This is a genomic window from Flavobacterium cerinum, from assembly GCF_004028155.1.
Classification (GTDB): Bacteria; Bacteroidota; Bacteroidia; order Flavobacteriales; family Flavobacteriaceae; genus Flavobacterium; species Flavobacterium cerinum.
The window spans coordinates 183,692-208,163 of record NZ_SBII01000001.1; the positions used below are offsets into that span (position 1 = coordinate 183,692).

At 38.0% G+C, this 24,472-nt stretch carries 23 protein-coding genes and 1 pseudogene; 8 read left to right on the top strand and 16 right to left on the bottom strand.

What is annotated here, in order from left to right:
- Positions 1-2: 2 nt before the first annotated feature.
- From rpoN to EPI11_RS00845, 6 genes are all read right to left on the bottom strand, one after another.
- Positions 3-1,472 carry an RNA polymerase factor sigma-54 gene (gene rpoN, locus EPI11_RS00820; protein ID WP_128388059.1) on the bottom strand — a complete coding sequence of 490 codons (1,470 nt, stop codon included), beginning with the start codon at positions 1,470-1,472 and terminating at the stop codon, positions 3-5.
- A 256-nt stretch (positions 1,473-1,728) separates the two neighbouring features.
- Positions 1,729-3,162, bottom strand: coding sequence for an asparagine--tRNA ligase (gene asnS, locus EPI11_RS00825; protein WP_128388060.1), 1,434 nt, complete (start codon positions 3,160-3,162; stop codon positions 1,729-1,731).
- A gap of 139 nt (positions 3,163-3,301) precedes the next feature.
- Complete coding sequence (locus tag EPI11_RS00830) at positions 3,302-5,791, bottom strand: DUF5686 family protein (protein ID WP_128388061.1); 2,490 nt, start codon at positions 5,789-5,791, stop codon at positions 3,302-3,304.
- A gap of 89 nt (positions 5,792-5,880) precedes the next feature.
- Positions 5,881-6,441 carry a ribosome recycling factor gene (frr, locus tag EPI11_RS00835; RefSeq protein ID WP_128388062.1) on the bottom strand — a complete coding sequence of 187 codons (561 nt, stop codon included), beginning with the start codon at positions 6,439-6,441 and terminating at the stop codon, positions 5,881-5,883.
- Positions 6,442-6,466: 25 nt separating this feature from the next.
- The gene (gene pyrH / locus EPI11_RS00840) at positions 6,467-7,174 is read right to left on the bottom strand and encodes a UMP kinase (protein ID WP_128388063.1); all 708 of its coding nucleotides are present in this window, start codon (positions 7,172-7,174) and stop codon (positions 6,467-6,469) included.
- 73 nt (positions 7,175-7,247) lie between these two features.
- A complete protein-coding gene (locus EPI11_RS00845) occupies positions 7,248-8,027 on the bottom strand; it encodes a patatin-like phospholipase family protein (protein ID WP_128388064.1) in 780 nt (259 codons plus the stop codon).
- 100 nt (positions 8,028-8,127) lie between these two features.
- On the opposite strand from EPI11_RS00845, the gene EPI11_RS00850 reads away from it, so the two are divergent.
- Positions 8,128-8,736, top strand: a complete 609-nt coding sequence (locus EPI11_RS00850) for a thioredoxin family protein (protein ID WP_128388065.1) — start codon at positions 8,128-8,130, stop codon at positions 8,734-8,736.
- A gap of 162 nt (positions 8,737-8,898) precedes the next feature.
- Here EPI11_RS00850 and EPI11_RS00855 read toward each other — a convergent pair whose 3' ends face one another.
- The 6 genes and pseudogenes from EPI11_RS00855 to EPI11_RS00880 form a co-directional block, all read right to left on the bottom strand.
- Complete coding sequence (locus EPI11_RS00855; protein ID WP_128388066.1) at positions 8,899-9,516, bottom strand: YiiX/YebB-like N1pC/P60 family cysteine hydrolase; 618 nt, start codon at positions 9,514-9,516, stop codon at positions 8,899-8,901.
- Between the two features lie 3 nt (positions 9,517-9,519).
- A complete protein-coding gene (locus tag EPI11_RS00860; protein ID WP_128388067.1) occupies positions 9,520-10,116 on the bottom strand; it encodes a hypothetical protein in 597 nt (198 codons plus the stop codon).
- Positions 10,100-10,795 carry a tRNA pseudouridine(55) synthase TruB gene (truB, locus tag EPI11_RS00865; protein ID WP_164879101.1) on the bottom strand — a complete coding sequence of 232 codons (696 nt, stop codon included), beginning with the start codon at positions 10,793-10,795 and terminating at the stop codon, positions 10,100-10,102. Before truB ends, EPI11_RS00860 begins: the two co-directional genes overlap by 17 nt.
- A gap of 4 nt (positions 10,796-10,799) precedes the next feature.
- On the bottom strand, positions 10,800-11,609 hold the full coding sequence (locus EPI11_RS00870) for an undecaprenyl-diphosphate phosphatase (RefSeq protein WP_128388069.1): 810 nt from the start codon (positions 11,607-11,609) through the stop codon (positions 10,800-10,802).
- Between the two features lie 86 nt (positions 11,610-11,695).
- Positions 11,696-11,929 (bottom strand): annotated as a pseudogene (locus EPI11_RS00875) (DUF3098 domain-containing protein); the annotation flags it as partial.
- An 84-nt stretch (positions 11,930-12,013) separates the two neighbouring features.
- On the bottom strand, positions 12,014-12,886 hold the full coding sequence (locus EPI11_RS00880) for a cell division protein FtsX (RefSeq protein WP_128388071.1): 873 nt from the start codon (positions 12,884-12,886) through the stop codon (positions 12,014-12,016).
- A 208-nt stretch (positions 12,887-13,094) separates the two neighbouring features.
- On the opposite strand from EPI11_RS00880, the gene EPI11_RS00885 reads away from it, so the two are divergent.
- The 4 genes from EPI11_RS00885 to EPI11_RS00900 all read left to right on the top strand — a co-directional run bounded on the left by EPI11_RS00885 (position 13,095) and on the right by EPI11_RS00900 (position 18,497).
- Complete coding sequence (locus EPI11_RS00885) at positions 13,095-16,112, top strand: leucine--tRNA ligase (protein WP_128388072.1); 3,018 nt, start codon at positions 13,095-13,097, stop codon at positions 16,110-16,112.
- 242 nt (positions 16,113-16,354) lie between these two features.
- Positions 16,355-17,068, top strand: a complete 714-nt coding sequence (locus EPI11_RS00890; RefSeq protein ID WP_128388073.1) for a hypothetical protein — start codon at positions 16,355-16,357, stop codon at positions 17,066-17,068.
- 161 nt (positions 17,069-17,229) lie between these two features.
- The gene (locus tag EPI11_RS00895; protein WP_128388074.1) at positions 17,230-17,928 is read left to right on the top strand and encodes a zinc metallopeptidase; all 699 of its coding nucleotides are present in this window, start codon (positions 17,230-17,232) and stop codon (positions 17,926-17,928) included.
- Positions 17,929-18,083: 155 nt separating this feature from the next.
- Positions 18,084-18,497: a (R)-mandelonitrile lyase gene (locus EPI11_RS00900; protein WP_241657559.1), complete on the top strand. Its 414-nt coding sequence runs from the start codon at positions 18,084-18,086 to the stop codon at positions 18,495-18,497.
- 56 nt (positions 18,498-18,553) lie between these two features.
- On the opposite strand, the gene EPI11_RS00905 is transcribed toward EPI11_RS00900, so the two are convergent.
- Positions 18,554-19,024, bottom strand: a complete 471-nt coding sequence (locus tag EPI11_RS00905; RefSeq protein WP_128388076.1) for an Lrp/AsnC ligand binding domain-containing protein — start codon at positions 19,022-19,024, stop codon at positions 18,554-18,556.
- Between the two features lie 138 nt (positions 19,025-19,162).
- Positions 19,163-20,533, bottom strand: coding sequence for a saccharopine dehydrogenase family protein (locus EPI11_RS00910; RefSeq protein WP_128388077.1), 1,371 nt, complete (start codon positions 20,531-20,533; stop codon positions 19,163-19,165).
- Positions 20,534-20,645: 112 nt separating this feature from the next.
- Here EPI11_RS00910 and EPI11_RS00915 point away from each other — a divergent pair, with 112 nt between their 5' ends.
- The 3 genes from EPI11_RS00915 (at position 20,646) to EPI11_RS18905 (ending at position 22,967) form a co-directional block, all read left to right on the top strand.
- Positions 20,646-21,032, top strand: a complete 387-nt coding sequence (locus EPI11_RS00915) for a DUF423 domain-containing protein (RefSeq protein ID WP_128388078.1) — start codon at positions 20,646-20,648, stop codon at positions 21,030-21,032.
- A gap of 77 nt (positions 21,033-21,109) precedes the next feature.
- Positions 21,110-22,711, top strand: a complete 1,602-nt coding sequence (gene pckA / locus EPI11_RS00920; RefSeq protein WP_128388079.1) for a phosphoenolpyruvate carboxykinase (ATP) — start codon at positions 21,110-21,112, stop codon at positions 22,709-22,711.
- A 115-nt stretch (positions 22,712-22,826) separates the two neighbouring features.
- Entirely contained in the window at positions 22,827-22,967 is a 141-nt protein-coding gene (locus tag EPI11_RS18905; protein ID WP_164879091.1) for a hypothetical protein, read from the top strand.
- Positions 22,968-23,034: 67 nt separating this feature from the next.
- Here EPI11_RS18905 and EPI11_RS00925 read toward each other — a convergent pair whose 3' ends face one another.
- Positions 23,035-23,784 carry a uroporphyrinogen-III synthase gene (locus EPI11_RS00925; protein ID WP_128388080.1) on the bottom strand — a complete coding sequence of 250 codons (750 nt, stop codon included), beginning with the start codon at positions 23,782-23,784 and terminating at the stop codon, positions 23,035-23,037.
- A gap of 17 nt (positions 23,785-23,801) precedes the next feature.
- On the bottom strand, positions 23,802-24,467 hold the full coding sequence (locus EPI11_RS00930; RefSeq protein ID WP_128388081.1) for a DUF4271 domain-containing protein: 666 nt from the start codon (positions 24,465-24,467) through the stop codon (positions 23,802-23,804).
- Positions 24,468-24,472: the final 5 nt, after the last annotated feature.

Genomic DNA, 24,472 nt, shown 5'->3' on the forward strand with positions numbered 1-24,472 from the left:
TATTATATTTTCTTTCTCATCCTGGCAACAGGAATATCCAGCTGCTCGCGGTATTTTGCAATCGTTCTACGGGCAATAGGATAGCCTTTTTCTTTTAATATTTCAGCCAGTTTATCGTCTGGTAATGGTTTTCTTTTATCTTCATCTTCAATTACAGTCTCCAGTATTTTTTTAATTTCGATAGTCGAAACGTCTTCACCTTGGTCATTTTTCATGGCTTCAGAGAAAAACTCCTTGATCAGCTTTGTGCCATAAGGTGTTTCTACATATTTACTGTTTGCTACACGCGAAACGGTAGATATGTCAAGACCTATTGTGTCTGCAATATCTTTAAGGATCATCGGGCGTAGTTTGGACTCATCGCCATCAAGGAAATATTCTTCCTGATAGTGCATAATAGCATTCATAGTTACATACAGGGTTTCCTGACGTTGTCTGATCGCATCAATAAACCATTTTGCCGAATCCAGTTTTTGTTTTATAAACTGTACAGCGTCTTTTTGAGAGTTCGATTTATCACGGGAATCCTTATAGGTTTGCAGCATTTCCTGATAATCTTTAGAGACATGGAGTTCGGGAGCATTTCTTCCGTTCAGGGAAAGTTCCAGTTCGCCGTCTACGATCTTAATAGCAAAATCGGGAACAACGTGTTCTACTGCTTTAGAGCTGTTGCTTTCATAAGCACCACCCGGTTTCGGGTTAAGCCTTTCGATTTCGTCTATTGCATTGCGCAGTTGTTCCTGAGAGATGTCATATTTCTGAAGCAGTTTGTCGTAATGTTTTTTAGTAAAGGCATCAAACTGATTCTCTAGTATATTTATGGCAAGTTCTATAGAACTTGTTGGTGTTTTGTGTTTTAACTGCAGTAACAGGCATTCCTGCAGGTCACGTGCTCCTACACCGGATGGCTCCAGTTGATGAATGATGTGCAGGATGTTCTCGGTAGTTTTCTCATCGGTATAAATACCTTGGGTAAATGCCATATCATCTACAATGTCAGGGATGCTACGACGGATGTATCCCATATCATCGATGCTGCCTACAAGAAATTCGGCAATTTCCCTTTCTTCATCACTAAGAATAAATGTGTTTAGCTGATCGATAAGGCTTTGGTGGAAACTCACAGATGCAGCAAAAGGCATACTCCTGTCTTCGTCGTCATCGCTATAGTTATTAGCCTGGGTTTTATAACCCGGAATCTCGTCGTCGCTAAGGTATTCGTCTATGTTAATCTCGTCAGTATCTATTCTTTCGTTATCATAGTCATCATAGTCATCAAAATCCTCGGTAGTATCATATTCATCTTTTTCATACTCATCTTCCTTACCTGTTTCAAGGGCAGGATTCTCTACCATTTCTTCTTTAAGGCGCTGTTCAAAAGCCTGCGTAGGCAATTGGATCAGCTTCATAAGCTGGATTTGCTGCGGGGATAATTTCTGGGATAACTTTAATTGTAAATTCTGCTTGAGCATAATAAAAATGGACGTTTTATAGGATAAAGATACAAAAAACACAGTTTACAAAGCGCGTGCTTTTACATAAAAATAATAATTATAAAAGAAGAGGTACAGTTTTTGTGGAAAGCGTTCTCTGTTAAAATTTTATCGGACAGGAAGTTTCAAACCTCGTATAGTTTGCGGTTTTCATGAAAACTTTCGGATTTAAAAATAAGCAAAAAGGCATTACAATTTAAACTGTAATGCCTTTTTAATATTGTGAGGATGTAAATTAAAACTCAGCATTTTGTGGTGTTCTTGGGAAAGGAATCACATCACGGATGTTTGTCATTCCGGTTACGAAAAGAACAAGACGCTCGAAACCAAGTCCGAATCCACTGTGTACAGCAGTCCCAAAACGACGGGTATCAAGATACCACCATAGTTCTTTTTCGTCGATGCCCAGTTCTGCAATTTTTTGCTGAAGTACATCAAGACGCTCTTCTCTTTGTGACCCACCTACAATCTCTCCAATTCCAGGGAAAAGTATGTCCATAGCGCGAACGGTTTTGTTGTCTTCATTAAGCCTCATATAGAATGCTTTAATGTTTGCAGGATAATCAAAAAGAATTACCGGGCATTTAAAGTGTTTCTCTACAAGAAAACGCTCGTGCTCACTCTGAAGGTCAGCTCCCCATTCTTCTATGATATAGTTGAATTTTTTATTCTTATTTGGCTTAGAGTTTTTAAGGATATCGATCGCTTCAGTATAGCTAACACGCTTAAAGTTGTTTTCCAGTACAAACTGAAGTTTCTCTAAAAGTGACATCTCGCTGCGCTCTGCTGTAGGTTTTGTTTTTTCTTCGTCTGTTAAACGCTGGTCAAGGAATGCTAGATCGTCTTTGCATCTTTCCATTGTATACTTAATAACATATTGGATAAAATCTTCAGCAAGATCCATGTTGGCATCAAGATCATTAAAAGCAACCTCCGGCTCTACCATCCAGAATTCTGCAAGGTGGCGTGACGTGTTAGAGTTTTCTGCACGGAATGTTGGTCCGAATGTATATATCTGGCCCAAAGCCATTGCAAAAGTCTCCCCTTCAAGCTGTCCTGATACAGTAAGGTTAGTCTCTTTTCCGAAGAAATCCTGTTTGTAGTCTATTTTGCCTTCTTCGTTTAAAGGAGCATTGTTTAGAGGCAGCGATGTTACCTGGAACATTTCGCCTGCACCCTCTGCATCACTTCCTGTAATGATAGGTGTATTTACATATACAAATCCTTTTTCCTGAAAGTATTGGTGTATTGCAAATGAAAGTACCGAACGTACTCTCATTACAGCACCAAATACATTAGTACGCACACGAAGGTGGGCATTTTCTCTTAAGAATTCAAGAGAGTGTTTTTTAGGCTGCATTGGGAATTTTTCAGGATCTGAATCTCCTAAAATTTCAAGGCTTGTAACCTGTACTTCATATTTTTGTCCGGCACCTTTGCTTTCTGTCAAATTTCCTTTAACAGCTACGGCAGCACCGGTTGTAATGCGTTTTAATGTTTCGGCAGGCGTATTTTCAAAATCAACAACACACTGAATATTATTTATAGTAGATCCGTCATTCAGGGCTATAAACTGATTATTCCTAAAAGTTCTTACCCATCCTTTTACTAATACATCATCAACAGGCTTCGCGCTGTTAAGCAGGTCTTTAACTTTTGTGTGTTTCATTTTTTAAAATTTAATCTTGTTTATTGAAGATAAGTACGCATCCTTTTTCTTTGCAGGATACAAATGCCTGCAAATGTAATAAAAAGCGCAAAGAAGTAAAATGTGTTTTGGATAAGAATTAGACTAAATGCCTTAATTTTTAAAATAAATTAATGACAAACGATATTTTTATCGATATGTTCTTGTCAAATCCCGGCAGTTGGTAAGGGCCATAACGGTAAAAGGCTGTAATTCCTATAATGCTATAAATTTCATTAAGCTCAATACCACTTTCATAATACCCTTTTTCCAAGGTGTTAAAGTTAATACCCTGGTGTTCGGCTTTGTCGCGCATATTGCCCCATACTGCTCTGGTAACTAACACTGGTGCTACTTTAATTTTATCGATTATGGTGAATTTACCGATGCCGTGTTTTATTTGAACCATAATGTATTGGCTGGAAAAGAACTCATTGAAATACATGGTTTCAAAACTGTTTTTTCCGGCAAAAGTGACACGCCTTAGTATCGCATCTTTATTAAGGTTGTTTGGCGATGTACTGTATAGATGGGTAAGGGGTGTGTTACCCATAGCTACTCCTGTTTGGATAAGTGCCGATGTTTTATGTCCGTTAAGGTATTGTTTTTCATAGTCGGCTCTAAAGTCAAATTTACCAAAGGTAAAATCACTATTCAGTACATTAGAGATAGACTGTGTATATTGAAATGCAAATTTAGGGAAACGTTTTTCGGTTTCTATTCTTCCTATTGGTGTCTGCATAAAATCGCTAAAAGGATTCCATTGAATGGATACCGATGCCATAGTAAGATAAAATAGGTTGTAAGACTGACCAAACGGATTAAAAGTATAACCGAATTTTGGGTCAATACGACTGCGGGTTAGCTGCCACATACTCTCGGTTCGGGGTATTATTTTGGTTTGTATGTAGGCTTGATAGGTTTGATGGTTGTAAAAAGTAGAAAGGTTAATAGGTCGAGGATCATAAATTTTAAAGACCTTTTTATCTGTGGCAAACGAAGTGCTTGCAATTTCGCTTACGTCATCAGTATAAGAGCCTCCCACCCACGAGTTAGTGAAATTACCTATTCTTACTGCAGCTCCGAAATTGTACTTAAACTGACCATCTTTTGTTCCATAAGCACCATAGCCGCTTAACCTGATTGTTTCGGCAAATTTATTGTTAGTTATTAGTCCCAGTCCGGGTCTAAAGCCTTCGTAGTTGTTGTATTTAATAAGTTGCTGCAACTCGATGTCTACAGGACCTAGGGGATAATAGCCATTAATAATGCGTCGTCCTTTAATAACAATTTGTTCCAAGTTATCTTTAGCCACCAGGCTATCCATAGCTGTATAGGTAGTAATGCTGCGGGTATCGAGTGTATCAGTACGGAAGTTATTCCAATAACTTTCAGGCCTGTTAATAGCGTTCTTATTTATTTCGATTGCTACAGAGGAACGCCTTACCGTTATAGGGATATCAAACTTCGTATCAAAATTTGCTGATTCAGAATAAAGGTAGATAAGGTCTGATGGTTCATTTTCTCTTTTCTGACTGTTTACAGCATCAAATTTTATGGTTTCTCCCAGTATTTTAATATCCTGCTTGTTATTGCCTTTTACAATTTTAAGGGTTTTTCTATCGGGAAACCAAATACCTTTGTCATCTACGTATTTAAAGAAATGGGTTGAGGTAATATTGAGCACATTACTCACTCTGAAAACCGCTTTAGCTACACCATAAGAGATAGTGTCAATATATAAAACACCTTCCAGTTTTTTCTTTTTTCTTTTTCGCTTTGGCGAAAAATGAACCATATAAACACTTCGGTTATCTATAGAAACGGTATCAAGTATTTTATAGTTGTATTCGGTAAAGGCATCAATGGCCAAAGGGCCTGCATATTTTGTTTCTATGAGGTCTATGTGATCTGTATAAGTGGAGTAGGACTGTAGTTTGAGTCCCATTAACTCATACAAAGGCTGCTTAAAACCTGCCATTCTTGATGCAAGTATGTTTTCTTTAAGCCCTTGTCCTCGGTTAAACATGAACTCGGATATTTTTTCTGTTTGATAGATGTGCCTTTTTTCAACAAGCTTTTTGAACTTATAATCGGTAGAGTCTATCTTTTTAAACAGGCGGCCTGCTTTTTCGTAGGCAAATATAGAATCGAGCGCACCTGATATAGAATCAGGATTGGCGGTTACTACAAGTTTCTCATAGCTTTTATAGCTAAAGCTGTTTAGTTTTTTCTGCGGATCGTTAATAGATTTACGGCGTATAGCTTTGCCAATAATTTCATTTGCAGGATTTTCACCATTAATGATAATTTCATTCAGGATTTTTGACTGTGGTTCCAGGTAAACAGTATAGAAATGCCTGCCGGGAGTAATTTTAAGCGAACGGTTCTCATAGCCAATGTAGCTTACCGTAAAAATTTCGTGGAGGATGGCGTTTTCCAGTACAAATTTACCGTCAAAGTCAGTAATCATACTTTTCCCATTTTGCTGAATGATGGTGGCAAAAGGTAATACCTCATTATTTTTGCCGTCTTTCACAACACCTGTAATGGCTGTCTGCGCCACGCATGTGTAGGATAAAAGAAAGAACAAAAATGTAAGGATTCTCATAGAGTCTTTATAACTAAACGAAAGATATGATAATTTGTTACGACAAAGATAGTGTATAAATAAAAAATCCGCCACAAGGGCGGATTCAATTATACTTTCATGATTTCAACTTCTTTGTGTGCAAGAAGTTCATCAATTTTTTTAATGTAATTATTAGTAAGTTCCTGTACTTCGTCTTCAGCGCTTTTACAAACATCTTCAGACATACCGTCTTTTTCTAATTTTTTTATTTCAGTATTAGCATCTTTACGGGCATTTCTAATACCGATTTTAGCATCTTCTGCTTCTACTTTAGCCTGTTTTGCCAAATCTTTCCTGCGCTCTTCTGTAAGCGGTGGTACGTTGATGATAATGATGTCACCATTGTTCATTGGGTTAAAACCAAGATTAGCAATCATGATCGCTTTCTCTATAGTGTGCAGCATGTTTTTCTCCCATGGCTGAACCGTAATAGTTCTTGCATCAGGAACACTAATGTTTGCTATTTGAGAAAGTGGTGTTTGAGCGCCATAGTAATCTACCTTAACACTGCCCAGCATTGCAGGGCTTGCCTTACCGGCACGGATGTTTAGAAATTCTTTTTCAAGGTGTGCTACAGAGCCGCTCATCGACTCTTTTGTGCTATCTAAAATAAAATCTATTTCTTCCATGGTGTAATTCTTATTCTTTTAAAAATTAAACGTTTACAGTAGTTCCTACTACTTCTCCGTCACATACTCTTGCCAGGTTACCTTCTTTGTTCATATCAAAAACAATAATAGGCAGTTCATTTTCCTGACTTAGTGTAAAGGCAGTAGTATCCATTACATTAAGACCTTTTTTAAGTACATCATTAAATGTAAGAGTGTCATATTTTACAGCTGTTGGATCTTTTTCAGGGTCAGCAGTATAAATACCGTCAACGCGTGTACCTTTTAGGATTACATCAGCATTTACCTCTACACCTCTCAATACGGCAGCGGTATCTGTAGTAAAGTAAGGATTACCTGTTCCTGCACCAAAAATCACGATCCTTCCTTTCTCAAGGTGGCGTACTGCTCTTCTTTTGATATAAGGTTCAGCAATTGCTTCAATTTTAAGCGCTGTCTGCAGTCTGGTAGGTAAACCGGCATCTTCAAGGGCGCCCTGTAAAGCCATTCCGTTTATTACGGTAGCTAGCATACCCATGTAATCTCCCTGAACCCTGTCCATACCATTGCTGGCACCGGCAACACCTCTAAAAATATTACCGCCCCCTATCACAATTGCAATTTGTACACCTTTTGCGTGTATTTGCTTAATCTCATCAGCATATTCGGCAAGTCTTTTAGGATCAATGCCATATTGCCTGTCGCCCATCAGGGCTTCGCCACTTAGCTTTAACAGGATTCTTTTGTATTTCATAGGGTATATTTTGACTGGTGCAAATATAGTAATAAATGTTTTTCCTGAAATACAATTTTATACCTCTATTATACTATGTAATCAGGTCTTCATATGATTTTTTTGCAGACTCATAACCTATACGAAAAATCTGATCCATTTTAAGTTTGCTGGTTTCAAATGTGCTGTACAATGCCAGTTCGTCAGGGCTTATAACCCAGTCGCATAGCGTTAGTTTTTGCATATTATTATTGGCCGAAAGCAAATCGTAGGCACGGGTAGTAACCGACCGGATCGTTTTAAGATCCCCGGCTTCTATTTTTTGAATCGGGCTTACATAGATGCCTATGAGTTTTTCACAGCGTCCCTGTAAAATGTCGGATGGGAAGTGATTGATGATGCCTCCGTCGCTATATAATTTACCATCGATCTCATAAGGAGAGATGACTCCGGGAAATGCTGAAGAGGCTAAAACAGCATCGGCAATTTTAGTTTCTTTACCAAAGATCTTCAATTTACCCGAAACGAGATCGGTAGCAGTGAGCTGCATTTTAAATGGGATGTCTCCAAGGGTTGCATCTTTGAATACCGAATAGAAATAATCCCTAAAGGCATCTGAATCGATAAAACCTGCCTTACGAAAGGTAAAATGTTTCCAATGGAAAAAGTAAATGGATTTAAAAAATTCTAATATCTCTTCGGGTTTTTTACCCCAGGCATATAGAGACGACACAATGGCACCCGAACTGGTACCGGCAATATGTGTAGGTTTAAGACCAATTTCGTCAAAAAATTTCAATACGCCTGCATGCGCTATACCTTTTGTGCCCCCGCCCGAAAGGATCAGACCAATGGTGCTTCCGTCAAATTTCATTCGTTATCTAATTTACTGACTAAATTACAGCTTTTTCCTTATGGCGTTTTTTTTGCTATACTAAAAGTTACAATTACTTTTGCACATAAAAATTTCAATTATGAATTCATTAATAGAAAACAGCCTGCCAAACAGTTTTTCGTATACTGAATACAGGAATCATGTTTCTCAGTTGTTACTGGAAGGTTTATCTACCGGTGACACACAGAGCGAAGATCTTTTTAATTACAGTACACTTAATGAGGTGCGCATGAACCGTCTTGATAAGACAATAAATGTGCCTCAGGAAATTAAAGACCGGCTTGCGGACCTTAAAAAACAGTATATCTTTTTAGTGATCTCTGAAGGATGGTGTGGTGATGCTGCGCAAATTGTTCCGGTGATGAATAAAATAGTAGGAGAAACAGAAAATCTTGAACTTAAGTTAGTGCTTCGCGATGAAAACCTTGCCCTTATGGATGAGTTCTTAACGAATGGAGCAAGATCTATACCTAAATTAATATTGGTTGATAAGGGCACTCATACTCTTAGAGGAAGCTGGGGACCACGACCGCATGGAGCATTAAAGCTGATATTGGATTACAAAGAGAAATTTGGTGTGATCGATCAGGAAGCAAAAACCGAATTACAAAAATGGTACCTGCAGGATAAAGGTTTAAGTACAATGGAAGAGATTGTTACATTGCTTGAAAATGCAGAGAATATGTAATATATGGCATTCGCAGAAAACAAAAAAGCTCCAAACTGGAGCTTTTTTGTTTTATAGTAGTCTTTAAAGGAATGTAGATGATAATCTCTCCAGTCTTAAATATATATTTCTCAATTCCGCTTCTTTTGATTCGGAATGACCGCTTCAAATTCCAGCAATTAACTATAAACTCCCAATCATCTCGATTTTATCAGAGGTAGACATTCCTCCAGGGTTACAGCCTGGAAGTCCTTCGGGAATAGTTTTGCCTATTTCTTTATAGTAGTCTACCCATGCCGGAAAAAATTTATTGGTTCCGGGTTGTTTGTAAGTCATCGGGAATAGTGCAAAAAAGGGTTTGTTTTTATTAGCAACCTTAAAGGCATCATATATTAGTTCAGAGCAATAATAACTTCCGTTATTATATACGTACTCATCATCATAAGGTATCCCCAATTGTTTTAAAGAAAAATTAATAGCCCCCGGAATAAGTTTTTTGTATTTCTTTTTCAGTCTTCCTACCGGCATCGGTTTACTGGTATTCTTAGAGAATTTCTCCAATGTGCTTAGTCGAACAGCTTTGCCCGCAGCCTCTATAATATATATAGTATCGTTTCTGTGGTATACCATACCCATATGGCTAAAATCGTTACCGTTGTAGCCTTCAGTAACCGCTTCTATGGCATCACAAAGAGGGCCGCAATCCATATCCTGAAATAACAAGTCGCCATCTTGCAGATTTACTTTGTTTTGAGCAAATAGTGAAGTTATACCTAAAAAGAAAAGTAGTAGTATTTTCATAGTTTAAAAGAAATTTAGCACACTGATACCCAAACTGATAGTGGAAGTTTGATTGATGTTGTGTGGTGAATAGCCGTAAAAGCTTAGATCTACAAAAAGGCATATTTCATCTTCCGACATAATACCTAGCCGGTATTTTTGATAAAAACCATTAAGGTTGCCACGCCCTAAGGCAAAAGATTGCCCAAAACCGGCCTGAAACAGTATACTGCTGTCTTCATTAAAGTGCGGATTAAGAAAAAAGCTTGCATATACTGGTACAGCAACCAGTTTTTCATTCAGGCTTGTATCTATACCTGAATTAATGCTTACACCCAGCCAGTGGTTAAGGTGTGTACCATAGCCTGCGTGATAGCTAAATCCATCCGGAAGAAACCAAGATCCTTTTTCCTGGGTATATTCATCTACTTTATGAGCATCCGGATTTGCGCGAAATGACAGGGAGAAGGCATGCTGTATAAATTTATAGCTGCCATCATGGATTTTGTCTTCTTTCTTTTCTTTAGGTCTTTCTTTTTCAGATGTAATAAAAACGGTCTGTCCAAAAGAACAGCTGCAAAAAAGCAATAGTAAATAGAAAAGTTTATGAAGTGATGCCATCAACAAATGCTTCAGGAGTTATAGCGTCTTCAACAGTGTAAGTGCCGATTTTCGTACGGCGTAATGCCGTTAAGTGCGCTCCCGACTGCATTGCTTTTCCAAAGTCGAAAGCAAGTGAACGGATGTAAGTACCCTTGCTGCAAACTACCCTGAAATCGATTTCAGGTAATGCAATGCGGGTAATTTCAAATTCGTGTATGGTGGTTTTTCTAAAAGCTATCTCTACCTCTTCGCCGGCACGAGCGTGTTCGTATAGTCTTTTTCCATCTTTTTTAATAGCAGAAAAAACAGGAGGCTGCTGGTCTATCTCGCCAAGAAACTGTTTCACTGTTTGATGGATAAGTTCCTCGGTAATGTGTTCGGTAGGGAAGGTAGCATTTATTTCGGTTTCCAGGTCATAAGAAGGAGTAGTAGCGCCAATGAGAAACGTACCTGTATATTCTTTCTCCATGCCCTGAAGCTCTGATATGCGTTTGGTGAATTTACCAGTGCATACAATTAGTAAACCAGTAGCTAATGGATCTAACGTTCCTGCGTGGCCTACTTTTATTTTTTTAACTCCTGTATAGCTTTTTAAGGCATATTTTATCTTGTTTACCGCCTGAAATGAGCTCCATGTTAACGGTTTATCGATAAGTACAACTTGTCCTTCGATGAATTCTTCGGGTGTAGTCACGATACTGTTATTTGTTAATTACAAAATAAGCTAAAAGCGCTATACCGGCTATGATCCTGTACCATCCCCAAGGTTTGAAGCCGTATTTTTTAATAACGCCAATGAAGCCTTTAATGGCAACTATAGCTACAACAAATGCGATAGCATTACCCAGTAAGAACATTTTAATGTTGTCGCTGTTTTGCGTAAGCAGTTCATAACCTTTAAGTCCGGTTTGGTGGTACGTCTTTAAAAATACCGAGTATACCGTTACTGCTGCCATAGTAGGCACAGCAAGGAAGAAAGAGAATTCTGCAGCGGTTTCACGTGTAAGCTTTTGCTGCATACCTCCAATGATGGAAGCTGCTGCACGGCTTGTGCCCGGCATCATGGCAAGACACTGCCATAAACCAATTGTGACCGCTTTTTTAATAGTAATATCTTCTTCTTTATAGACAGTTGGACTTTTAAAAAAGTTCTCGATAAATAGTAATACAACACCGCCAAGTATAAGTACGATTGCAATAGGAATAGGATCACCCAAAACGGCATCTATCATATCATCAAAAATATAGCCCAGTACCAGTGCAGGTACTACGGCACAAGCCAGTTTTATGTAGAAACTGAATTTACTAAAGTCAAGGAATTTTTTCCAGTACAGTGCCACTACGGCGAGAATGGCTCCAAATTGTATGGATACCTGAAAAAGTTTTACAAAGTCATCTTCCTGAATGCCAAAATAAGAACTGGCAAAGATCATGTGAGCAGTAGACGAAATAGGTAGGTATTCGGTAAGTCCTTCAATAATTGCAAGGATAATGGCGTGGAAAAAATCCATTATTTATTATTCTTTTTAAAATTTTTAATTGCGGCATCTTCCGGAAAAGTTTCGCCTTGGGTTGTAGTTTCAGCAGCTTTAGCAGCAGGATTTTTAAGAATGGCATAGATGGTAAATCCAAAGCCTATAAGTACTACAGTAGGAGCCAGTCTTATTCTTCTAAAGTCAAAAATAGCATCACTAAATACTTTAGGATCGTCACTGCCACCACCAGACATTAATATAAAACCAAGAGCGATTATGCCTAGTCCAATTAAAAGGAGTTTGTAGTTTACCTTTTCAAAAAGGAAATGCGTTTTTATTTCGTTGTTCGATTTCATTGTTTTGTTTTTTGTTCGACGTCCAAAGTGGGATGTCGAAAGTATAGTGTTATGATTTTATTGTCTTTCGTTTATTCCTCAAATTTAATAAAGATCGTCTGTTCTTAAATTCAGGAATCGCTGTGTTGCAAAAAATGTACTGATCGTTGTTATGATGATACCAAATATCAATACACCGGAAAGCACTATAGCAGTTGGTATCCAGTCTTCCCAAATGTTAAGCATAGGGAATGCGCTGTCAAGATAGTATACCATCCATATTAATGCTAGGATAGCTAAGCCCGAGCCTATAAGTCCTAACTTGATACCACGCCATACAAACGGCTTACGAATAAACGATTTTGTAGCGCCTACCATCTGCATTGTTTTGATGATAAAACGATGGGAGTAAATAGATAATCTAAGCGAGCTATTAATTAAAAGCATCGATATGAAGGCTAATATGCTACTTAGTACTAATATCCAGAAAGTTATTTTTTTAATGTTATCATTTGCCATTTCTACAAGCATACTGTCGTAGCTCACATCGCCCACATCAGGGTTGGCTCTTAACTGAATTTCTATGTTTTTGATACTGTCCGGCTGTACATAACCGCCTTTTAAGTGAATGTCATACGAGTTTAACAGTGGGTTGCTGTCCAGCATGGTTTCATAATCACCTACAATATCCGGGTTGTTTTTTGCGGCAGCTTCCTTGGAAACATAAACAGCATCTTTTATATAATGTGCACCTTTTAACTGTGCACCAAAAGCCTGCATAGTGCTGTCGGTCGCTTCTCTTTTAAAATAAACCGTCATCGGTATGTTCTCTTTAACGTAACTCGATATTTTTTCGGTGTTGATCACAAATAGTCCTAATGCGCCCAAAAGCGTCAGCACTATAAAGATGCACAGTACAACAGAAAAATAAGAGGAGATGAGCCGTCTTTTCTGGAACTTTTCAAAAGATGATGCCATAGGTTATAATTTAGCCGTAAAAATAAATAAAGTATTTTGTTTAGCGTAGTTTATAACGGTCAAAGTTTTGACTTTCGTACAATAAGCGTAAATTTGTGCTCTTTGAGTAGCTGAGGCTCTTAAGTAATGAGTAGCTGAGGTTTTTACAGAACCGGGCATAAAATCTAAGAACCTTAGTATCAAAGCAACTAAGAACCTTTATAGAAAAATGAGATATAATCCAAACGAAATTGAAGCCAGATGGCAAAAATACTGGGCAGAGAACAAGACATTTATGGCAGAGGACAGCTCTGATAAACCAAAATATTATGTACTCGATATGTTTCCTTACCCGTCGGGGGCGGGGCTGCACGTAGGCCATCCGCTGGGCTACATAGCATCAGATATTTATGCGCGTTACAAACGCCATCAGGGATTCAATGTGCTGCATCCGCAGGGATATGACAGTTTTGGACTTCCGGCAGAGCAGTATGCTATACAAACAGGACAGCACCCTGCTGTTACTACCGAAGCTAATATTGCACGTTACCGTGAGCAGCTGGATAAAATAGGTTTTTCGTTTGATTGGGATCGTGAAGTACGTACTTCCAGTCCTGAATATTACAAATGGACACAATGGATTTTTATCGAATTGTTCAATTCGTGGTATGATATTGACGCTGATAAAGCCGAAAGTATTGATGCACTTATTGCAACTTTTGAAACTAAAGGTAACGCTAAGGTAAATGCTGTAAGCGATGATAATATTGCTGTATTTACTGCTGCCGAATGGAAAGGATACACTAAAGAAGAACAGGAGCGTATACTCTTAAAATACAGGCTTACTTACCTTGCAGAGACCGAAGTAAATTGGTGTCCGGCATTGGGTACAGTATTGGCGAATGACGAAATTATAAATGGTGTTTCCGAAAGGGGAGGCCATCCGGTTATTCGTAAAAAGATGACACAGTGGAGCATGAGGATTTCGGCGTATGCCGAGCGCTTATTGCAGGGACTTGAAACGATTGACTGGACCGAATCATTAAAAGAAAGTCAGCGTAACTGGATAGGAAAATCGGTAGGAGCATCGGTTACTTTTAAAGTAAAAGACTCTAAAGAAGAAAGAAACAGTGTTGAGTTTTTATTGACCGGAGATGATACCGGTGATCATAGTATCGAGGTGTTTACTACACGTCCTGATACCATTTTTGGAGTAACATTCATGACGCTGGCTCCAGAGCACGAACTCGTTGCTAAAATTACTACAGAAGAACAAAGGGAAGCTGTAAAAAGTTATGTTCAGGCTACTGCAAAACGCAGCGAGCGTGAGCGTATGGCTGATGTAAAAACAATATCGGGTGCGTTTACAGGTGCTTATGCCGAACATCCGTTTACAAAAGAGCCAATTCCGGTATGGATAGGCGATTATGTATTGGCGGGTTATGGCACAGGTGCAGTTATGGCTGTGCCTGCTGGTGATCAGCGCGACTATGATTTTGCAAAACATTTTGACATTGAGATTAAAAATATATTTGAGGGCATAGATATTTCTGAGGAAGCTTATGGCTCTAAAGAAAATATAAAGCTTAAAAATTCTGATTTCTTAAACGGATCGGATTATAAAACGGCTACTAAAAAAGCTATCGAATCGTTAGAAGATTTAGGTCAGGGTAAAGGAAAAACCAACTACCGTTTGCGCGATGCTGTATTTAGCCGCCAAAGGTATTGGGGTGAGCCATTCCCTGTGTACTATGTAAATGGTATGCCGCAATTAATTGCTACTGAATATTTACCTATCCGCCTTCCTGAAGTAGAGAAATATTTACCTACTGAAGATGGGCAGCCGCCCTTAGGAAACTCTAAGGAGTGGGCATGGAGTATTGTTGAAAATAAGGTAGTATCTAACGATCTTATTGATGAAGTAAATGTATTCCAATTAGAATTAAACACAATGCCGGGATGGGCAGGCAGCTCATGGTACTGGTTGCGTTATATGGATCCATTTAACAACGATGCTTTTGTAGATAAGGATGCCGAAGCTTACTGGCAGAACGTTGACCTTTATATTGGAGGAAGCGAGCATGCAACAGGCCACTTGTTATACAGCCGTTTTTGGAATAAATTTTTAAAAGACAGAGGATTTATCAATCAGGATGAGCCATTCAAGAAACTTATTAACCAGGGGATGATCCTGGGGATGAGTGCTTTTGTACATGTTTATTTATTGAACTGTGTTGTAAACTCTGAAGATGATGTAAACTTACCGGGACGTATACCGATAATGATTTCAGAGAAAATTTATACCAATATTCTGGCAGGAAGAAATTCTAATACTATAGAAAATTGGGTTACTGAAAAATATGGAGATAAAGAAACAAGAGGTTTTGATATTGTTTTTACTCCTGCGGATGTAATAAAAAGAAATGTGGATATATCCTTATTAAAGGGGCTTACAGATGAATTAAATATTGAAGCATTTAGAAAAAGCGCTTTAGATAAAGATTTATCTGAGGCTGTGTTTTTAACGGATGAAAACGACAGATACATGGTTTCACGTGAAGTTGAAAAAATGTCGAAATCGAAATACAATGTTGTAACGCCTGATTTGATCTGCGATCAATATGGTGCTGATACACTAAGGCTGTATGAAATGTTCCTTGGCCCGTTAGAACAGGCAAAACCTTGGAATACTGCAGGTATTACAGGTGTTTCGGGTTTCCTTAAAAAGTTATGGAAATTATACTTTGATGATAACGGTCTTATCGTGAATACTAATCCGGCAAGTAAAGAGGCTTTGAAAACATTACACAGAACGATCAGGAAAACGCAGGATGATATTGAGAATTTCTCATTCAATACATCAGTGAGTTCTTTTATGATTGCTGTAAATGAGCTTACAACAATGAATTGTCATGAGCGTACGATATTAGAACCGCTGGCAATCTTGATTTCACCTTATGCACCACATATTGCTGAAGAATTATGGTACCGATTAGGACACCAAACGAGTATTTCCCAAGTACCGTTCCCATTGTTCAATCCGGAGCATTTGGTAGAAAGCAGTAAAGAGTATCCGGTGTCATTTAATGGTAAAACCCGTTTTACAATTGAACTTCCAATGGATATGAGTGCTGCAGAAATTGAGAAAACCATTCTTGCCGATGACAGGACTGCACAACAGCTTAATGGAGGTGCTCCTAAAAAGGTAATTGTAGTGCCGGGTAAAATTATAAATATTGTAATGTAGCGCTTTTGCTCATGGGGCATTATAGTTTTAAATAGAACTCCTCAGAAACAGGACTTACTACTGTTTCTGAGGAGTTTTTTATTTAGATCCTTGTCCCAATTTTACAATTTTCATAGACAGATAGGTATATATCTTTATCATCTGAATTTAAATAGGCTGATGTTATGTCTTATTAATTTTTAACAAGAATTATTGGCGTGATGTTTGCAGAATTAAAGACAACCTATAAACTATAAAACCTTATGAAAAAAATCGTATTTATTGCCCTTGGGGTTCTTGGGGTTCAATTATCCGTAATCGCTCAGGAAACAGAAACACCTGCAGCCACTACCAATGAACAAACTCAGATTAAACGTCGTAATGTAGACCGTCCCAACTTTTATTATGGGTTTGGTGTGAATGTTTTGTCAGATTATAAAATGAATGACAAACTAAAAGCATCCGGGATGCCTCAAATTGCAAATGCAGCACCCGAATTTACTTTTGGATTCAGCTTTGTTCCTTCCGATTCCAGATTTTATCATGATATTGAAGCTGGTTTAGGCTACATGGATGAGAAAACAGCAGGTAACAGGATAAAAACAACCGTAGCTAATGTAAAAATGAGGGTGCAGTATAAATTGATAGACAAACAGGATATGTTTTTTTCTGCAGGTCTTGATATTGGATATGCACAAACGGGGATCAACCTGTATTCGAGAGGAAATACTATAGATCTTAATAATCTTAATCCAGCAACCCACACCGGGCATATTTCCATGAGAAACGGACAGCTTACTTTAGGGCCATCTGTTGCTTTAGGCCTTTTTCAGCAAAGTTTTCCTGTTCGCATAAATGCTGGTTATAATATTGGCGTAACAAGAGGTAAATGGAAATCTGATTTTGCAGATCTTGCTAATACGGTTAACGAAAGCGGCCAGGGGAGTTTCTATGCTAAAGTTTTGATAGGATTTTAATTCATAGTTATATTTTTAAACAAAGGCTGGTCTTGAAGAGACCGGCCTTTGTTTTTTTATACTTAAACGGCTGACAGCCACTGACAAAATTTCATTTAACACTACTCCCGGAGAGATTGGCTTTAAATTTGATATGTTCTAGGAAACCAAAACTTTAAAAAATGATAGGATATTATATATTGATCGGTATAATTGCTTTGGTAAGTTTTGCAGTAAGTTCAAAGCTAAAAAGCAAATTTGACTTTTACTCAAGAGTACATTTACGTAATGGTATGAGCGGTGCGGAGATTGCACAAAAAATGCTTAGCGACAATGGTATTTATGATGTAAGGGTTATTTCTACGCCAGGTAGATTAACTGACCATTATAATCCGGTAGATAAAACGGTAAACCTTAGTGAGGCTGTTTATAACCAGCGAAATGCAGCTGCGGCAGCTGTTGCAGCTCACGAGGTAGGGCATGCTGTGCAGCACGCTACAGCTTATGATATGCTGAAATTGCGTTCCAGACTGGTGCCTGTTGTAAGTGTTAGTTCAGGCATGTCGCAATGGCTTGTTTTTGGTGGTCTTATTTTAGGTGCGGCATCAGGATTTGGTGCAGGATACTATATAGCAGTAGCCGGGTTGGTATTAATGGCGCTTGCTACAGTGTTTAGTTTTATTACACTTCCGGTAGAATATGATGCAAGTAACCGTGCACTGGCATGGCTTAAAAATAAAAATATGTTAACCCAAGAGGAATATGCCGGGGCAGAAGATTCGCTTAAATGGGCAGCGCGTACTTATTTAGTAGCTGCAATTGGAGCATTGGCCAGCCTTGTTTTTTGGGCACTTCAGGTATTTGGCGGATCAAGGAATTAATTTAATTCCTTTCTATATATAGAGTGGGAAAATCCGCTTCGGTAACAACCGGGCGGATTTTTTTTATTGTTTGATTTAGACAATGATTTGCTTTGATTCTTTTATCGATCTGGGAATGTTCTCCATAACTTTGTAAATAGGTAAATATTAAAAATATGGAAAATCAAAATAATGGTATTCAGCCGGAAGGTTATATCAAGGCACCACAGGAATATTTTACGGGAACAGCATGGTTAAAACCATTGGTAAAACCAGATGAAATAACGAATTGTACTATTACCGACGTTCTATTTGAGCCATCAGCAAGAAATTATTGGCATACGCATCCAAGTAATCAGATATTAATTGTCACAGAAGGAGTTGGTTACTATCAGGAAGAGGGATCTCCTATTCAGGAGATTCGTGTAGGCGATGTAATAAATATTCTTCCGGGTATTAAACATTGGCATGGTGCATCGCCAAACAGTAGGTTTAAACATACGGCAATTAACATCAATAGTGAAAAAGGTACCGTAAACTGGATTGAACCTGTTTTGGATAAAGATTATTTGGGAATATCGTTATCTTAAAGTACATCAAATCTTCTAAATCGAACTTCTCACTTCTCATATCAAATATTTCATGTCTATAACTGTATCTGCCTTTCTATTTGCTGATCTAAGGAGATAAAAGTTTCGGTACGTGATACGCCATCTATAGGTTGAATCCTGTGGTTAAGAAGCTGCATTAGGTGCTCGTTATCCCTACAGATGATCTTTATGAATATAGACCAGTTTCCTGTAGTGTAGTGGCATTCCAGTACTTCGGGTATTTTGCGGAGCTCTTTTACCGCTTCGAGGTTACTGGCTGCTTTTTCAAGATAAATGCCTACAAACGCCATAGTGCTGTAACCCAGTACTCGGGTATTTACAATAAACTTTGAACCCGCTATAACACCTGCCTGTTCCAGTTTGCGGAGACGTTGGTGTATGGCTGCTCCCGATATGCCTATTTTCCCTGCGATCTGAAGTATGGGCTTTCGGGCGTCTTCCATGAGGTAACGCAGTATCTCTTTATCAATTCCGTCTATTTCTACCTGTAGGTGATTTACTTTCATTTGATTTCAAATTGAAAGATAAATATAAGTATTTGATTCCTGTTTTGCTATAAATTACATTAGTTGAATGTCAGTTAATAAAAAAACCTTCCCCGGTTAAAGGGAAGGTTCTTGCAAAATTGGGTTAGTTAAGAGGCTTTAGCTCGCTACATTGTTTGGGTTATAGCCCATATAGCTGCCTGTTTTTTCATGAAAAACGACCCCAAATCCTTCAAGTTCTTTTAATATTGGCAGGTATACTTCTTTGTTAAGCGGAAGTTGAACACCTGGTGTTGTAATATTTTTATTAAGTATCTGTAGGGCTGCTATGGCAACAGGTAATCCTACGGTTTTTGCCATTGCAGTATACGTTTGGTCTTCACCCGTGCATACCATTGTAGCATCAATTTGTTTTTTCTGACCGTTTAATTCGTATCCAATTTTATGGTACATCACGATCATGTCTTTGTCGTTAGGACTCAATGTCCAGCTGTCAGACAATATTTTTTCAAGTATCTGTGCAGGAGTAGCATTGTGTAGCCCTATTATTTTTTTAGGATTGAAAAGATCTAATTCAACAAGCTTATCCCATTGAATATCATCCTGATCGATCTTTAAAATATGTCTCAGTTTTAATTCAACAGAATCGGTAGGGTGGTAAGGCAGGAATGAGTTGGTAAACTCCCTGTAGCTCATGGTTTCTGAGTTTTCGATGGTGTAAGTATCATCAGTCATACCCAGTTGGATGAACATGTTCCATGATTTTGAGAAGCCTACCCTGCGAAGTGTACCTCGGTATAAAGTAAGTGCATCATCAAGACCGTAAATACTTCTGTATTTTAGTGAGTCACGGTTAGCATAGCCTTCAAATCGGCCATAGCCTTCTACTTCCATAAACTCTGTCCTGCGAAATAACTTATTGTAAGGGATGTATTTGTAATTCCCCTCCTGAATAAATTTAGCAGCACCGCCTTGTCCTGCAAGTACTACATTGCGCGGGTTCCAGGTAAATTTGTAATTCCACAGGTTGTTGTCGCTTTCCGGAGCTACAAGTCCGCCGCAAAACGATTCGAACAATAAAATTTTACCGCCTTCACTGCGTATTTCGTCTATGATTTTCATGGCACTCATGTGGTCGATGCCCGGGTCAAGGCCAATCTCATTCATAAACACAAGATTGTTCTCTTTTACAAGAGGATCAAGTTCCTGCATGGCCGGGCTTATATAAGAAGCCGTGACCATATGTTTTTTGTAATTTATACAGTCTTTTGCGACTTCAAAATGAAGATGTGCCGGGAGCATTGAAATTACAATATCGGCTTTACTGATCTCTTCTTTTCGTTGTTGTTCGTTAAAAATATCAAAAGCTATAGCGGTAGCACGTGGGTGTCCTTTGGTTTTTTTTAGTGCCAGTTCGGCAGAAAGGTCGCCAATTGTAAGGTGTAAATCTTCTGATTCTGATTTGTTTAGTAAGTATTCTATCAGTGATGAAGCTGAACGCCCCGCCCCGATAATAAAAATATTCCTCATAGCGATGTAATGAATTATCACACGAAAGTAGTAATTTGTTATTTTTATAAAAAATTTATCTGCAAAAAATTAGTTAAAGTTTTTAATTTTACTGAATAATAAATAATTAAGAATGGATAAAAAAGTAATTGCAATAGCTGCTATTTTAGGTGCTGTTGCTATCGTACTGGGGGCTTTTGGGGCTCACGGACTAAAAGAACTTATCTCGCAGGAATCGATCATTGTTTTTGAAACGGGTGTAAAATATCAAATGTATCACGCGTTATTTTTATTATTTGTAGGCAGTACTGCTCTAATAAGCGATAAAATAAAGAAAATTATTTTAACACTGGTTGTTTCAGGGGTGGCGCTTTTTTCGGGGTCAATTTACTTTTTAGCTTGTAATTCACTGTTTTCCTTTGACTTCAAGAAAATTGGAATGATCACTCCTGTTGGAGGATTGTTATTAATAGGTGCCTGGTTAACCTTATTTTTACATTTTATTAAACAAAAGAGATAATTTTGTTGTAAATCGATACAATGTAAAAAAAATATTTTATTTTTGTGCCTTGTAACAATGCAACTTAATCTAAAAGTATGGATAACTACGGCCTTTCAACGAAAACGATTTCGTTAGAGAACTTGGGAATTAAAAATGCTAATGTGAGGTATCAGTTGTCTCCGGATGATCTTCATGATATCACAATTGAAAAAGGCCAAGGTGTTGAAAGTAACACGGGTGCTCTTGCAGTTAACACTGGAGAGTTTACCGGAAGATCGCCTCAGGATCGTTTCATTGTTCGCGACAGCATTACCGAGGATAAAGTATGGTGGGGTAATGTAAATATAGCTTTTGATAGTGCTAAATTTGATGCACTATATAATAAGGTTACTGATTACCTGTCTGGTAAAGAGGTATTTGTTCGCGACAGCTATGTTTGTGCGGACAACGATTATAGACTTAACGTAAGAGTTGTGACCGAATTTGCATGGTCTAACCTGTTTTGTTATAATATGTTTCTTCGTCCGGAAGAATCAGAATTAGAGAACTTCACTGCCGACTGGCATGTGGTATGTGCACCGGGTTTTATGGCAGATCCTGCTGTAGATGGTACACGTCAGCATAATTTTGCAATATTAGATTTCACAAGAAAAATTGCTCTTATAGGTGGTACAGGTTATACAGGAGAGATGAAAAAGGGTATCTTCTCTGCGCTTAACTTTATACTTCCTGTAGACAAAGACGCTTTACCAATGCACTGTAGTGCTAACGTAGGAGAAAAAGGTGATACTGCTATTTTCTTTGGTCTTTCTGGTACTGGTAAAACAACGCTTTCTGCTGATCCGGAACGTAAACTTATCGGAGATGATGAGCACGGATGGACAAATGATAACACGGTATTTAATTTTGAAGGTGGTTGTTATGCTAAAGTAATTAACCTTACTGAAGAAAACGAGCCGGATATTTTCAGAGCTATAAAAAGAGGAGCGATCCTTGAAAACGTAATATTTAAAGCAGGTACTAACGAGGTGGATTTTGATGATGTTTCTATCACACCAAATACACGTGTTAGTTATCCTATTTATCATATCGATAACATACAGCCAGGATCTGTGGGTCATAATCCTAAGAATATATTCTTTCTTAGTGCCGACTCATTTGGTATCCTGCCTCCAATCTCTAAACTGACTCCTGGTCAGGCGGCTTATTACTTTATCTCTGGTTATACTTCAAAAGTTGCAGGTACAGAGGCAGGTATTAACGAACCGCAGCCTAACTTCTCTGCTTGCTTTGGAGCGCCGTTTATGCCGCTTCATCCTGCAAAATATGCTGAAATGTTAAGCAAAAAAATGAAAGAGTCTGGCGTAAATGTATGGCTTATTAATACCGGATGGACCGGAGGCGCTTATGGCACTGGTGAAAGGATGAAATTAAAATATACAAGAGCCATGATCACAGCTGCACTTAATGGTGAGCTTGATAATGTGGAATATAAAAACCATGAGTTGTTTGGTTTAGCCAAACCTCAAACGTGTCCTAACGTGCCGGATGAAGTTCTTAATCCAAGGAATACATGGGCAGACAAAGATGCATATGATGCAAAAGCTAAAGAATTGGCTGAAGCATTTAGAAAAAACTTTGCAAAATTTGAGGAATTTGCAAATGAAGAGATTATGGCCGGCGGACCGTTGGCATAATGTGAATTTTAGAATAGATGTTTTTTGGAAAGAAGGCTGTCCCTGTTAAAGGGGACGGCTTTTTTGTTGTTAGTAATGGAGTTCTACACGCATTTTTGGTGGTAATGGCGGTGAAATGTCAAAATGTATACTGGTTTATGATGTAATATATGAAAATTATCCGGCTATAGAGACAGTAGTTATTGTTAGGAAAGATGAGAATGATGAGGCTAAAATACTTGGCTACCATGTAAATTCTAAAGGTTTTTTAAAATAAAAACACAGTATGTAATAATACAAAAAGCCACCGATAGGTGGCTTTTTGTATTATGTGTATAAAAGGATTATTTCCCTTTATTAGCTTCTGTAATGTATTTTTCCAGTGCCATGGTCATAGATGGTGTACCAGGTGTTGGCGCCATAATATCGACTCTTAGGCCGTGTTCCAAGGCTTCTTTTTGTGTTGTGCTTCCAAACACGGCTATGCGTGTGTTGTTTTGCTCAAAATCTGGGAAATTTTTAAAGAGCGACTTGATTCCTGTTGGACTGAAGAAAGCCAGGATGTCATAATAAACATCTTTAAGGTCACTAAGGTCGCTCATTACTGTTTTGTAAAAAGTACCTGCTGTCCAATCTACCTTCAGGTTGTTCAGGGTTTGCGGAATATCGAAATTCAGCTGATCTGATGAAGGGAGAAGGAATTTCTCGTCCTTGTATTTTTTAATAAGAGGTGATAAATCTGCAAAATCTTTCTGACCTACATAGATCTTTCTTTTGCGGTACACCACATACTTTTGCAGGTAGAAAGCAATAGCTTCGCTCTGACAGAAATATTTAAGGGTTTCCGGGACTTTGTAGCGCATTTCTTCGGCTACGCGAAAGAAATGGTCAATAGAGTTCTTGCTCGTAAGGATAATCGCAGTGTAGTTGTTTAAATCTACTTTTTGCTGTCTTATATCCTTGGCACTTACACCCTCAACGTGAATAAAAGGTCTAAAGTCTACCTTTACCTTCAACTTTTGTTGAATTTCGAAGTATGGTGAATTTTCTACTTTAGGCTCCGGCTGCGAAACCAAAATTGTTTTCACTTTCATATTTGACATGTTGTATACTAACTGTTTGTAAACCAATAATACATGAAATAATAGGGTGCTATTTCAAGTGCGCAAAGATACAAAATAAAATAGAATAATTTACTCACTATCAAATTTTGATATATCCTTAATGAAACGAGGTAGGATATTATTGTTGCTGCAATTATTAGGGTAATGATTGTATAAATCACAATAGGATGCTGTATATCATTGTAAAATAAGAAAATGTTTACAGGCAATAATAGCAATCCGATGTATGTTCTATAGTTAACTTTGTGTAAATTAAACTGCTCATTAAATTCTTCTATATTAAAAGATGTGGCAATTATCTTTTCAATTAGGTATTTCGAAAGAATAAACGCACCTATTAAGGTAAATATTTGAATAAATGATATCCAGCTTGTTTTTTGTGCCAGATTAAAATAGCTTAATATAAATTGTAGTAAAAAGGTAAATGAAACAACCTGAATAAAGAAAAAAGAAATAGTAAACCAACTTAGCATGTTACCGCTATCTTTATATATCTTTGTATACTTGTCTGATACTCCTAGCTTTATGAATTCGGAGAAGCGTGTTTCGAAAACCGTACGGTTAAGTGCTATAAGCGCGAAACAGACCACAAAAAGAATTGTAGCCCAATCTTTGCCGCCTATTATTCGTTCGTTGTAAACCAGATCCATCATGGTGC

What these genes read in the sequence shown, in the direction of transcription:
- EPI11_RS00915 (WP_128388078.1), top strand. Translation starts at nt 20,646, where the DNA reads ATGGATAAAAAAGTAATTGCAATAGCTGCTATTTTAGGTGCTGTTGCT.
- frr (WP_128388062.1), bottom strand. Translation starts at nt 6,441, where the DNA reads ATGGAAGAAATAGATTTTATTTTAGATAGCACAAAAGAGTCGATGAGC.
- pckA (WP_128388079.1), top strand. Translation starts at nt 21,110, where the DNA reads ATGGATAACTACGGCCTTTCAACGAAAACGATTTCGTTAGAGAACTTG.
- EPI11_RS00905 (WP_128388076.1), bottom strand. Translation starts at nt 19,024, where the DNA reads ATGAAAGTAAATCACCTACAGGTAGAAATAGACGGAATTGATAAAGAG.
- EPI11_RS00855 (WP_128388066.1), bottom strand. Translation starts at nt 9,516, where the DNA reads ATGAAAATACTACTACTTTTCTTTTTAGGTATAACTTCACTATTTGCT.
- pyrH (WP_128388063.1), bottom strand. Translation starts at nt 7,174, where the DNA reads ATGAAATACAAAAGAATCCTGTTAAAGCTAAGTGGCGAAGCCCTGATG.
- EPI11_RS00860 (WP_128388067.1), bottom strand. Translation starts at nt 10,116, where the DNA reads ATGGCATCACTTCATAAACTTTTCTATTTACTATTGCTTTTTTGCAGC.
- EPI11_RS00890 (WP_128388073.1), top strand. Translation starts at nt 16,355, where the DNA reads ATGAAAAAAATCGTATTTATTGCCCTTGGGGTTCTTGGGGTTCAATTA.
- EPI11_RS00845 (WP_128388064.1), bottom strand. Translation starts at nt 8,027, where the DNA reads ATGAAATTTGACGGAAGCACCATTGGTCTGATCCTTTCGGGCGGGGGC.
- EPI11_RS00895 (WP_128388074.1), top strand. Translation starts at nt 17,230, where the DNA reads ATGATAGGATATTATATATTGATCGGTATAATTGCTTTGGTAAGTTTT.
- EPI11_RS00900 (WP_241657559.1), top strand. Translation starts at nt 18,084, where the DNA reads ATGGAAAATCAAAATAATGGTATTCAGCCGGAAGGTTATATCAAGGCA.
- EPI11_RS00910 (WP_128388077.1), bottom strand. Translation starts at nt 20,533, where the DNA reads ATGAGGAATATTTTTATTATCGGGGCGGGGCGTTCAGCTTCATCACTG.
- asnS (WP_128388060.1), bottom strand. Translation starts at nt 3,162, where the DNA reads ATGAAACACACAAAAGTTAAAGACCTGCTTAACAGCGCGAAGCCTGTT.
- EPI11_RS00880 (WP_128388071.1), bottom strand. Translation starts at nt 12,886, where the DNA reads ATGGCATCATCTTTTGAAAAGTTCCAGAAAAGACGGCTCATCTCCTCT.
- EPI11_RS00930 (WP_128388081.1), bottom strand. Translation starts at nt 24,467, where the DNA reads ATGATGGATCTGGTTTACAACGAACGAATAATAGGCGGCAAAGATTGG.
- EPI11_RS00830 (WP_128388061.1), bottom strand. Translation starts at nt 5,791, where the DNA reads ATGAGAATCCTTACATTTTTGTTCTTTCTTTTATCCTACACATGCGTG.
- EPI11_RS00885 (WP_128388072.1), top strand. Translation starts at nt 13,095, where the DNA reads ATGAGATATAATCCAAACGAAATTGAAGCCAGATGGCAAAAATACTGG.
- EPI11_RS00925 (WP_128388080.1), bottom strand. Translation starts at nt 23,784, where the DNA reads ATGAAAGTGAAAACAATTTTGGTTTCGCAGCCGGAGCCTAAAGTAGAA.
- EPI11_RS00850 (WP_128388065.1), top strand. Translation starts at nt 8,128, where the DNA reads ATGAATTCATTAATAGAAAACAGCCTGCCAAACAGTTTTTCGTATACT.
- EPI11_RS00870 (WP_128388069.1), bottom strand. Translation starts at nt 11,609, where the DNA reads ATGGATTTTTTCCACGCCATTATCCTTGCAATTATTGAAGGACTTACC.
- rpoN (WP_128388059.1), bottom strand. Translation starts at nt 1,472, where the DNA reads ATGCTCAAGCAGAATTTACAATTAAAGTTATCCCAGAAATTATCCCCG.
- EPI11_RS18905 (WP_164879091.1), top strand. Translation starts at nt 22,827, where the DNA reads ATGTCAAAATGTATACTGGTTTATGATGTAATATATGAAAATTATCCG.